The sequence below is a fragment of the Bacillus altitudinis 41KF2b genome, assembly GCF_000691145.1.
GTDB lineage: Bacteria > Bacillota > Bacilli > Bacillales > Bacillaceae > Bacillus > Bacillus altitudinis.
The window spans coordinates 24893-36029 of record NZ_ASJC01000019.1; the positions used below are offsets into that span (position 1 = coordinate 24893).

An 11137-nucleotide genomic window follows, 5' to 3' on the forward strand; every position below is an offset into this window, starting at 1 on the left:
GATGTACCCTTTGGATATGAAAATCTAAAGGATTTTTTATGTATTTAGTAAGTAAAAAATAAGACATAAATACATATTATCATGATTTGGATGTTGAAATAATATATACTTAGTATATAATTACTCCGTAAAGGGATGGGAGGAGTTTGCAGATGATTCAGATCGAGAATGTGAAGAAGGAATTCTTTCAAGGCCAGGAGCGGACTGAGGTGCTGAGGGGCGTTGATTTGACGGTAGAAGAAGGGGAGTTTGTAGCGGTGATGGGACCGAGTGGTTCTGGAAAAAGTACATTACTTCAGCTGTTAGGCGGGCTTGATCTGCCTACTGATGGAGAGATTTTGATAGATGAGCATCAGTTGAGTGAGATGAATGAGAAAGAGAGAACGATTTTTCGCCGAAAACAGATAGGGTTTGTGTTTCAAAATTATCAGTTGCTACCTACATTAACTGTCGAAGAAAATGTGGCGTTTCCGCTGCATGCAGATGGACGTTTAACAAAGGAGAATCAACAGACGGTTGTAGAGCTGTTAGAGGCTGTTGGTTTGAATGGACTTGGACGGAAACGGGCTAGTTTGCTGAGCGGCGGGCAGCAGCAGCGTGTAGCGATTGCAAGAGCTCTAGTCAATCAGCCGTCAGTGTTGTTAGCAGATGAGCCGACGGGGAACTTGGACCGGCATAGAGCGGAGGATATTTTGGCGTTAATGTGCAAGTTCAATCGAGAAAGCAAGCAGACGATTATCATGGTGACGCATGATATTTTCGCAGCAGGATTTGCGGATCGAATCATCCTTTTTAAAGACGGTGTTATTGATCAAGTGATCTCTAGAAAGGATGATGATTATGCTCAGTATGTGGCGAATTTCATGGCGTAACATGATTCAGCATAAAAAGCGGTTCGCCATTTCTGTCTTAGGCATCATGGTGGGGATTGCTTTTGTCACGTCGATGCTCATTGCCGATCGAACGACAAATGATGTGTTTCATTACTATGAGCAAATGTATGTCGCTGATGCAGATTATTGGGTGTTGAGTGATGATCATACGTATGATGAGGAACAGATCTCATCCATTTTAAAGCATCCTGATGTGACAGGATCATTATTAGCGCTGGATAAACAGACGTTTTTTGATGTAGAAGGTGATCACTCTCTTAACCAACGGGCGGTGCGAATTACCGGAGTACAAGATCAAACGAGCTCTTTACTGAAGCTGCCTGTGATTGAAGGGCGTTTGGATAATCAGGGGTTGGTCATACCAGATGTTGTGGCGAAGCTGCTGAATAAAAAAGTGGGAGATACCATTCGTTTTTCTGATTTGGGCGAAGCGAAGGTATCTGCCATTGTGGAATATACACAGCTGCTTTCAAGTCCGAGTGACTGGGAGGGTGCAGAATCATCGAGTTTTCGTGTGATGGCGCCGCTTGATTTATTGAGAGACTGGACGGGACTCGATCATCAGCTTTCTTATATGAGATTTCAGACGAATGATGGCGGAGAGCAGCTCTTTCAATCTTTACAGAAAGAGTTCAAGGATGCCGATGTTTTTGTCCAGCCTGTGGTGGCGGATGACCGGCAAAGTAATGACATTGGCGGGTTGTACACGTTCTTTTACCTCATCGCAGGGCTGTCGATGTTTATGAGCGGTTTTATCGTGTTTAATATGATTTATACGAGTGTGATGGAACGGAAAAAGGAATTTGCGATTATGAAGAGCTTTGGTTATACGCAGGGCTCTGTTTTTAAGCTGATGTTGATTGAGGTTTTGATCTTGGCATGTATTGGAACAGCCATTGGGGTGCCGATTGGCGTTTGGCTTGGAGATGTGTTCATGCAAACACTGCTTGGTGTGTTCGCTTTTGATATGGTGTATTCGTTAAATTGGCAAGTGCCTGTTGTAATTTCCGTGATCATTGGTATTGTGTTCCCTGTGCTGTTTTCGTTATTTCCGATCTATCATGCAGGGAAAACGTCTGTGCTGCTGACTTTAAAATCCACTACCCAAACTTCTGCACCGAAAAAACGATCGGTCATTAGGGCGGTGATAGGAATAGGCTTGCTTTCATTCATATGGGTGGATCATCCGGCTGCTTATCTTGCCATTTTAGCCAGCATGGTTCTGTTATTCCCATTTTTCCTGCTCTTTTTGAACCGGTTGTTGGCACCTCTTTTGAAGCTGGTTTTTGGCTATCCAGGTCATCTATCAGCGCAGCATGTCACGCAGCAACTGAATCGAAACGCTAATACGGCGGCGATTCTAGCTGTTGGGATTGCTGTGATCTTGCTTTTAAGTGCGGTCATTGAATCGGCTCCAGACGGCTACGAAAGAGAGATTCGTCAAACGTACGGCGGTGATCTCAGGGTTACTTCTGAAGCGCCATGGACGAAAGCGGATCAAGAAAAGCTGTCATCCTATGAGGCTGTTGAACGGGTGGAACCGATGATGGAAGCGGCTCCTTTGACATGGGAAACGGCCCATGGAGAGAAAAGACAATTTTCTCTGATCGGCGTAGAGGAAAAGGGACCGTCTTTTATAGAAGGTGACAATAAAGGCGATTTGTATCAACGATTATCAGAAACGCCTTCTATCGTGTTAGGAGAGCGTGCATTTGATGAATGGGGTGGGCGTATTGGAGAGAGTGTGTATCTCAATGCACCTTCTGGCCGGCAGCAGTTACAAGTCATTGATGTGGTCAAGACTTCTCATCATTCAGGTTATGTGGCTTTTGTCGATCAGGCATTTTTACAAGAGGATTTAGGGTGGACGCAGCCCCTTGATATCCTGCTTACGTTAAAAGACAAAGGTGCCGGTGAGTCTTTACGAGATCAGCTATGGGAAGACTTTGGGCAGCGGCTTTCAAAGGTGAAAACAGTAGAGGATGAGATTGAATCAACGACATCGGCTTTCACTGGTATGAACGAGTTAATTTCTATGATGCTCATTTTCATTATTGGGCTCGCGAGCATTGGAACAGCCAATACACTGCTGATGAACACGCTTGAACGTACATCTGAGATTGGCACCATGCGGGCGCTTGGGCTGACAAAGCAGCAGGTGAGAAAAATGATCATCGGAGAAGGTGTGCTCATTGGGTTATCAGGTGTGATTGGCGGCATTTTATTTGGTGTGATTCTTCTATATGTCTCAAGCCAATCTGATTGGCTCGGTGGATTTGTTTCATTTCAATTACCGCTTGTGCATCTACTGTTGGCAGTGATCGCAGGAATTGCACTCAGTTTAGCGGCTTCGTGGATTTCTAGTGCGACAGCGAGTAAAATAGAGATGATATCATCTCTCAAAGAAGGTTAAATCATATGTCAGTGAAATACGGAATTTTAACATCGCTCTGTCAGCAGCAACATCATGGATATGAATTAAAGCTAGAGCTAGAGTCATTGCTCGGAATAAAAGGGAAAATCAACCCGGGTCAAATCTACACGACGCTTGATCGGTTAATTCGTGATCAATTGGTGACAGCAGTGGGAATAGATGACCAAGATCGAAAGCTGTACGACGTGACGGAAGAAGGCAGACAAGAGCTGGAATCATGGCTGTTGGCACCTGTTCCATATCATGCTGCAAAGGATGATTTTCACTTTAAATGGGGCTGTGCACGGAAAATCAGATTTCATCAAGAAAAAGAAATGCTTCAGCAGCAGAAAGCCGTCATCATGAAAGATGTGATGGAACTCACGAAGCTGAAAACGGAATGTCTTGTGCAAGGTGATGAGAGTCGGTACTTATTGATTTCTGGCACGCTGCTTCATTTAGAGGCGGATTTGAATTGGATTCATCAAATTGAGCATCGGAGCGGGTCATCATTTTAGAGAGGTCTTTCTTTTGAAGAAAGGTCTTTTTTTTGCTTCGTTCGGAGCATATACAGATAGGATGGGAAGAAAGTTTGGTATGATAGGTGGAAATTGATTGTATTTTCAGAAAAGGGGTTTGATCAATGAAAACATCACGTAATCCTGAGACCATTCACGCACCAGTTGCACCGTACATCCATCAAATAGAGACAACAGGGCCGCAGCGGTGGTTAACCTTATCAGGGCAAGTGGGGATGGAAGTCGATGGAACCATCCCAGCGAGCCCGATGGAACAGCTCGAGCTAGCGTTAGAGAATGTAAAACGCAATGTAGAAGCGGCAGATATGAAAGTAGAAGATATAACGAAGCTTGTGTTTTATTTGGTAGGTGAGTTTGATGCAGAGAGTAGAAAACGAATCATGGGTCAGTTTTTAGGAGACCACCTGCCTTGTATGACGATGATTTATGTGGTGGCTTTGGCTTCACCTGCTTTAAAGGTCGAGGTGGATGCTTGGGCTTGTCGGGATATGGATACGGTTTGAATTGGTTTATTTAATAGATAAAAGGTTGGGATGATTGATGCCCAATCTTTTTTGTTTTGTTATCTTTTAGTATTTTAAATGATTATAATCCTCTTACCCTTTTATACCTCATATGGTAATATTGTGGTAAATGATAAGTGGGTCTAATTACATTTACATTCCACCGTAAAAACACCATAGATCAGCATACATCACTCTAATAAAAGGGAGAGATTTGATGCCATTCATGGAGGTTCAGAATGTAAGCAAACGATATAGCAATGGTGATGGGATAGAGGGCCTTTCATTTTCCATTGAAGCAGGGGAGGTTGTGGCGCTGCTTGGGCCTAATGGTGCGGGGAAGACGACAACCATTCGATGTTTAACAGGTCTCTATCAACCTGATCAAGGGGAAATACTCATAGAGGGATTTCCTCCTGGTCATTCCCGTGTCCAAAAAAAAGTAGCTCTTATTCCAGATCAGCCATATTTGTACCCAGATTTAACGGTTGCTGAACATGTTCAATTTCGTGCTAGAGGCTATCATAAAGGTTTAAAACAGATCAAAGAGAAGGTATTTGAGGCGTTGAAAGAAGTACATATCGAAATGAAGATGAACGAATTGTGCGGAAGGCTTTCAAGAGGTCAAAAACAGCGTGTCGTCTTAGCAGGGGCCATTGTGCAAGATGCCTCCCTTTTTATTTTAGATGAGCCGACCGTTGGGTTAGACATCCCTTCGAAACAATGGTTGTCAGATTGGCTGATACAGAAGAGCCTTCAAGGAGGTTCGGTTCTTGTGTCCACTCATAGCCTAGAGTTTGTTCTTGATACGGCTAGTAGGGTGATATTGATTCGAGATGGTGCCATCATGAAAAGTATCGCTGTTCCTAAGCGGCAGGAAGAACAAATGAAGTGGCGGACAGAAGTCATTCAACTTCTAGGGGGGTGGTCTAGTGAATAACACGCTTTCCCTTTTATGGATGAAATTCCAAAGGCGCTTGCTCAGTAAAAATCAAGAAAAGAAAATGCCCTTTCTGATCTTGCTACTTATGATAGCTGCCATCGGTTTTCAGCTGAGCGCAGTCTCAAGTATGGGCGATTGGAATGCAAGTACAGCTGGATGGATCATTGTCGTTTTATTTGTTCTTTATACTGGCTTTGGCTTGTTTTCGAATAGGCTGCCTAGTCAGATGAACGATATCATGTGGTTGTATGGAAGTGGTGCTTCCTTATGGACAGTTGTGATGAGTGTATGGGTATATCACATTCTTTGGCGATGTGCTTTTCTCATTGTTTCTGCTGTGATGGCTGATATCCTCCTTCTTTGTTTAACGCAGCAGTACTTTTTTCTACTTGGTAAATCACTCCTGTTAACAGCGCTGTTATGTATGATCGAAACATGGATGATTGCGGTATCTTGTGCAAGAAATATTCAAGTATATAAGCGAGTGCTCTTCATTGGTTTTATACTGATGTTTGGTTGTCTTTCATTGCTCACTTTGAATCAATTGATATTGAAACAGTCGTCTATGATGGAGATATCTGCTTCTTTGATGTATCAAGTCGGACGCATGATAGAGGAGTTTCCATTCATTTCTGTATTGATATTACTTGGAGTGATGATTCTATCTTTCATGATGATGTACAGGTCGAGTCATCGTATAGAGATGATGGAGTCGTTAGTCAAAGAGGCGGCATTTTGGGAGGAATTTGAGGGGAAACAGGTTCATGCAAATCCAATAAGTTCAAAGAAAAGCAAGACGTGGTGGGGGCTTTCAATATTAACGGGCATCTGGGCTTTCCTTTGGCTAGAAATATTGATGATCAAAAAGTATGCTACCTTCCATCTGTTATCTACCATGCTGTTGATCGGTACTTACTATGTCGTCAGTTCTTATTTTTCAGATTGGTTGACTCTATTCTTTCTGGTCATTGGTGCATCTGTCCTGCTCAGTTCATATTACGCTGGGATTGTAAGACACGGGCAAACGGGAGTACTGTATCTTTTTCCGGGTGCTTTATATCAAAAGATTCTTCTATTGGAAGTGTTTCAAACCTTTTGGTTGTATGGTGTCTACTTGATTTCTCTTATCTTGTTAGAGATTCATGGTGTATTGTATTGGGCCATTTATGGGGTAGGGGTTTATATTTGGTTTTTGACCATACGGCTCTTTGCCTTTACGCAGCCTTTGAGACGAGAAGCGAGTCTTTCTTTGGGCATCTATTATCGATCATTGCTCATCGGAACTGTTATAAGTGCTGCGGTCATCATTGGGATTCATCTGTTCACTAATGGCTGGTTTACAACGATGACATGTGTATTTGCTGGATGTGTATGTTATGTGATGTGTTATCGATGCCGTGGGACTCATTAAAAAGAGGAGTTGATTGTCATGAAACCAGAAGATAAGCTATCCCAATCGGTTCAACGTTTAGTCAATACCAATGAAGTAACGATCGTTCAAGCCATGGGGGAGTTAAGGAAATCAGGAAAAGAGGCAGTGCCAGTGCTTGTTGAAGCCTTAAAAGTAGAGGGTTCTTTGCGGAATATTGCAGCAGCGGTACTTGGTGAATTTGGAGCAGATGCAGGGGATGCAGCAGAAGCTCTTGCCAAACTGTTAGAAAGTGAAGAAGAGGAGACAAGAATGGCGGCTGCGATCTCACTCATGAGAATTGGTCAGCCTAGTTTGCCATTTCTTCTGTCTTTGGCAAAGCGTTATGAGGGTCCTACTTGTTTTTGGGCATCGTGGTGTATCTCTTGGATTGACCCATCAAAAATCGAAAAAAATATGTACGAGTGCCTAAAACAGGAACAAGAGAATCCATCAGGAAATGTGGCCCCTTTTGCCGCAGAAGAGGCACTAGGAAAAATCATCGCTTTTCAATTAAAAGAAAAGGGGGATGAGTAGTGGAAACGCAAATACTTAAATGGCCTGAGCACCTTCCTTGGATTCATTCTTCACATCAGCGGTATTTACCTGAAGGGCATACTCAGCTTCTTTATTTTTGGTCAGTTAACTGTCCGCATTGTGAAGAATTAACCGATCACATTCTATATAGTGTGGATCAGTTGAGTATCCATTTAACCTGTGTCCATGTTCCATATACGGAAGAAGAAAAATCGATAGAGGTTGTTTCGAAATATGCGGAGGAAAAGAATCTTATTGCTCCCATTATGTGGGATAAAGATTATGAGATTGTCACAAAATATAAAATTCAAGGATTGCCAAGTTTTTGCCTCATAGATAAAGAGGGGCAATTAATTGATCGGAAAATGGGAGATACCGGCTGGGAAAAAATATTAAAAAAACTAGAAAAACGATCATAATCAGAGTTATGGAGGAGAGCGTTTTGTTTCAATCAAACCAAGAATTGAAAAAAACGGTGGTCTTTTATGCAGGTGTGGGAGCTGTTTTGCTGATTCTCATGATGTTGAAATGGCTGCCGATTTCTGCAGACTGGGAGTTGCCGTTGATTTTGTTTGGATTGGGGATTTTGTTTTATGTGAAGCGTGTGCTTTGGAAGGATGAAAAAGGTAAGGGCTAAAATGTTTAGCCCTTTTTTACGTAATCAAAGTTTCAACTTAAGTCAGTGCCTGAATTAGATTTAAATTATGTTGGTTTCTGAACAGTAAATAGATCTAATGAATGATCATTAGGTATGTTGATAGAAGTTTGCTCTGCTATTCCTTTTGAATACCAATCATAATAATTTTTTGAGGGCTCCTTCAATTGATACAAATATAATCCTCCTTATCCTTTGTAGATTTAGTACCACTTGGATACTAAATCTACTTTTTATAGGATTCTTAATTATTATCTCCAATATTAAGAAATATTTCTTCTAATGATGGCTCATCGACTTCTATTCTAAATACATCAATGTTTTTAGAAATAAAAAGCTTGTTGATTAATGGTATAGATGATTCATCTTCAATGGTTATTTGAGATGATAGTTCACTGATTTCATTTTTTATAGAAAGACTCTTAAGGTCTACTTTTAATGACTCAATCTGTGCAATTGAAGCAACACTATGCTTAATATAAACGGTCATATTCTTTTTGTATGCTGTTCTTAACTCTTTCATACTTCCTTTAATTTGAATGACACCTTTGTTCATAATAGCAACTTCATCACATAATTTCTCAACTTCATCTAAATTGTGTGAGGTTAGAAATACGGTAGTACCGTTTGTGGCGATTTCTTTAATAATAGAATGGATATTTAATACTGAATTTGCATCTACCCCTGAAGTCGGTTCATCTAAAAAAATTAAATCAGGTTTATTTAATAATGCTTGGGCGATCCCTAGTTTTTTTTTCATTCCAAATGAAAAATTTTTAGTCTTTAACTTAGCTGCATCTTTTAACTCAACTTTATCTAGAAGTTCAATTAAATCTTCTTGTTTTAAATCTAATTTCAATATTTGACTAAAGTATTTCAAATGATCTAGTGCGGTCATATTTTCATAGAATGTAGAATAGTCAGGGAGAACCCCTATTTTACCCCAGATTGATTTTTGTTGATTCTTTTTATAGCCCAATACTTCATAAAGTCCTTCAGTTGGTTCAATTATACCTGTAATCATATTTATAAATGTTGATTTACCGGCACCATTCTTCCCTAGAAAACCAAATATTGTGCCTTTATCGATTGATAAGTTCATTTTATCAACAACAATTTTATTTCCATATCTCTTTGTTAGATTGGTCGTTTTGAGTGCATACACTATAAATCCCTCTTTCTAAAAAGCATTAAACTTACGATTATAAACAAAATTGGGAAAAGGATGACTATATATGTAAAAGCAGTCTGCTCTTGAGTGAAATAATAATAGGGTGTGATATAACTAATCATTTTAATGATAATATTATTTGACCCAATGCTAATCATACCGATAACAGGTAAAATAATCGACAATGTAATACCTAGAAACATTGTAATAGATGGGTTTGAAATGATAGTGGATAGTAATAGAGTTAACCCTAAGAAGTAAGAAATAAACACAATACATTGTATTAATTCTAGAAAATAAAAAGTGTTTGAAAACGGGATAATTAATATTAAGGAAATTGTTAAACATACAATCCAAAAAAGAAGATTACCTAAAAACTTTCCTAATAATATGTTATTTCTAGATGTTTTCGTCACTAAAAATCGAACAGTACGAGAGTATACCTCTTTATTGATTACATGATGGGCTAGACTGGTGACAAATAGTGGGGCAGCAATGAAAAGTAATACCATTAATCCACCCACATATGCATTATCACCTAGACCTAAAGATTTCAATTGGTCACTAAATTGGCTAAGAATTTTTGCCGTACCGGTTGTAATTCCAATTAGGACAATAATAATTAGGATAGAGCGTATACTTTTAAACAGTGCTTTGAATTCATTCAAACCAATTGCAAACATAGTTTCACCTCTTTTAGAATGACTGATCTGTCCCGTTTCTTGCTTTTTTATCTTTCACAATTATAGTAATTCCAGCAATTAGATACGCAATGCCGCCAAGTATGCCTAAAAAGATTGTTAATAAGGAGCCTAAAATAGAGGTAGTTATTAATAGAATACCGGCAGAGCGTGACCTGTTTTTTAATAATATTAATGAAAAAATTCCTGCTAGTATGCTCAATATCGTTATTGCGATCATATATAAAGAACCATTGGCAAGGATGTTAATTACTTGTTCCGGTGTGATATCTTGTACGTTTTCTTCATCAATAAAGTCTTGGATTAGTTTGTTAGTATCATTGTTATTTTTTGTTCCTTCATAAAACATAAAGCTCCCAATAAGTAAGGCTGTGAATAAAATAACACCTATAATAGTAAAAGTCTTTTCTAAAGTACGTTTCATGCTTAACCTCCACAAAATACAATTTATTGGTTAAATAACCTAAACTTACAATAACATATTTTGGATAGATTTTTCCACATAAATTTTAAAAAAGTTTAAAAAAAATAAACATTATTCATTTTTTTATTCATTTTTTGATTACATTTATTATTTATGTGTTATAATAATAAAAAAGCGGGGTGGCTGATATATGGAGAAAGATATTCCAACATGGATTTTATCTGTAGATTCTGAGGACAGAGAATTTATAAGAAAATTTATACTTAGTTCAGGTTCATTAAAACAAATGGCGAAAGATTATGATGTTTCTTATCCAACAGTTAGAACCCGATTAGACAGAATCATTCAATTGATTAGATTAAATGAAACTTTAGAGCAAGAAACTCTAATTAAATATGTAAAGAAACTCGCGATTGAGGAAAAAATTAGTTTAGAAGTTGCCAAAAACATTATTGAAAAATATAAAGCAGAAAGGGATGGAGATTAAATGAATGAATTAATGTATTTTATTTTAGTAGTTGTCGTTTTTGCAATTCAGTATTTCCTTTCAACAAGAAACAACCTTTTGTGGGGAGCTTTAATCCCGATCGTCTTTATCGCTGGAATGTCATGGTTTTATTTAGAAAATAAAGTAAGTAATAATATAGGTTTTCTTATTATCGCGCTAGTTGGATTAGCTCTTTTAATTGAAGAGTGGAACCGCGGTCGTAGAATGCTCCACAAAAAAAGAGTCAAAGAAATTGAAAAGATGAAAACACAAGACATCACTATAAAAAAATAATCACAAAAATTATGATTTTTAGGTTTTAAATGTTTGATTTTTGGCTATAATAAAATAATAGGGATAGAGTGTTTACACTATCCCTATTGGGCTAACGAACAACTAGCCATTGATGATGCTGTCAATTTTATCGCTGAACCATTGGAACGTTGCACCGTTCTTGATCCAG

The 11137-nt window shown here is 38.9% G+C and carries 14 protein-coding genes; 11 read left to right on the forward strand and 3 right to left on the reverse strand.

Going from position 1 to position 11137, the window contains the following annotated elements; translation table 11 throughout:
- Positions 1–152 precede the first annotated feature (152 nt).
- From BA79_RS18070 to BA79_RS18110, 9 genes are all read left to right on the forward strand, one after another.
- Positions 153–872, forward strand: a complete 720-nt coding sequence (locus tag BA79_RS18070; protein ID WP_008343922.1) for an ABC transporter ATP-binding protein — start codon at positions 153–155, stop codon at positions 870–872.
- A complete protein-coding gene (locus tag BA79_RS18075; protein WP_035704336.1) occupies positions 841–3306 on the forward strand; it encodes an ABC transporter permease in 2466 nt (821 codons plus the stop codon). Before BA79_RS18070 ends, BA79_RS18075 begins: the two co-directional genes overlap by 32 nt.
- 5 nt (positions 3307–3311) lie before the next feature.
- Positions 3312–3824 (forward strand): PadR family transcriptional regulator, encoded by a 513-nt coding sequence (locus tag BA79_RS18080; RefSeq protein WP_007498534.1) that lies wholly within the window; start codon positions 3312–3314, stop codon positions 3822–3824.
- A gap of 125 nt (positions 3825–3949) precedes the next feature.
- Complete coding sequence (locus BA79_RS18085; protein ID WP_035704338.1) at positions 3950–4348, forward strand: RidA family protein; 399 nt, start codon at positions 3950–3952, stop codon at positions 4346–4348.
- Positions 4349–4565: 217 nt separating this feature from the next.
- The gene (locus BA79_RS18090) at positions 4566–5288 is read left to right on the forward strand and encodes an ABC transporter ATP-binding protein (protein WP_035704341.1); all 723 of its coding nucleotides are present in this window, start codon (positions 4566–4568) and stop codon (positions 5286–5288) included.
- Positions 5281–6702, forward strand: coding sequence for a sporulation killing factor system integral membrane protein (skfF, locus tag BA79_RS18095; protein WP_035704344.1), 1422 nt, complete (start codon positions 5281–5283; stop codon positions 6700–6702). The genes BA79_RS18090 and skfF overlap by 8 nt, the downstream gene beginning before the upstream one ends.
- 18 nt (positions 6703–6720) lie before the next feature.
- Positions 6721–7236, forward strand: a complete 516-nt coding sequence (locus BA79_RS18100; protein WP_035704348.1) for a HEAT repeat domain-containing protein — start codon at positions 6721–6723, stop codon at positions 7234–7236.
- Positions 7236–7655, forward strand: coding sequence for a TlpA family protein disulfide reductase (locus tag BA79_RS18105; protein ID WP_035704352.1), 420 nt, complete (start codon positions 7236–7238; stop codon positions 7653–7655). Before BA79_RS18100 ends, BA79_RS18105 begins: the two co-directional genes overlap by 1 nt.
- Positions 7656–7678: 23 nt before the next feature.
- Entirely contained in the window at positions 7679–7873 is a 195-nt protein-coding gene (locus BA79_RS18110; protein WP_017358887.1) for a hypothetical protein, read from the forward strand.
- Between the two features lie 262 nt (positions 7874–8135).
- Here the strand turns inward: BA79_RS18110 and BA79_RS18115 are convergent, their stop codons facing one another.
- The 3 genes from BA79_RS18115 to BA79_RS18125 are packed head-to-tail and all read right to left on the reverse strand — an operon-like array spanning position 8136 to position 10187.
- Complete coding sequence (locus tag BA79_RS18115) at positions 8136–9056, reverse strand: ABC transporter ATP-binding protein (RefSeq protein WP_035390643.1); 921 nt, start codon at positions 9054–9056, stop codon at positions 8136–8138.
- Positions 9056–9745, reverse strand: a complete 690-nt coding sequence (locus tag BA79_RS18120) for an ABC transporter permease subunit (protein ID WP_035704355.1) — start codon at positions 9743–9745, stop codon at positions 9056–9058. The genes BA79_RS18115 and BA79_RS18120 overlap by 1 nt, the downstream gene beginning before the upstream one ends.
- A 13-nt stretch (positions 9746–9758) precedes the next feature.
- Positions 9759–10187 (reverse strand): DUF4064 domain-containing protein, encoded by a 429-nt coding sequence (locus tag BA79_RS18125; RefSeq protein WP_035704358.1) that lies wholly within the window; start codon positions 10185–10187, stop codon positions 9759–9761.
- 190 nt (positions 10188–10377) lie between these two features.
- Here BA79_RS18125 and BA79_RS18130 point away from each other — a divergent pair, with 190 nt between their 5' ends.
- Both BA79_RS18130 and BA79_RS18135 read left to right on the forward strand, forming a co-directional pair.
- Positions 10378–10674, forward strand: a complete 297-nt coding sequence (locus BA79_RS18130) for a DUF2089 family protein (RefSeq protein WP_017358893.1) — start codon at positions 10378–10380, stop codon at positions 10672–10674.
- Positions 10675–10968 (forward strand): hypothetical protein, encoded by a 294-nt coding sequence (locus BA79_RS18135; protein ID WP_035704363.1) that lies wholly within the window; start codon positions 10675–10677, stop codon positions 10966–10968. It abuts the gene before it with no gap.
- Positions 10969–11137 lie beyond the last annotated feature (169 nt).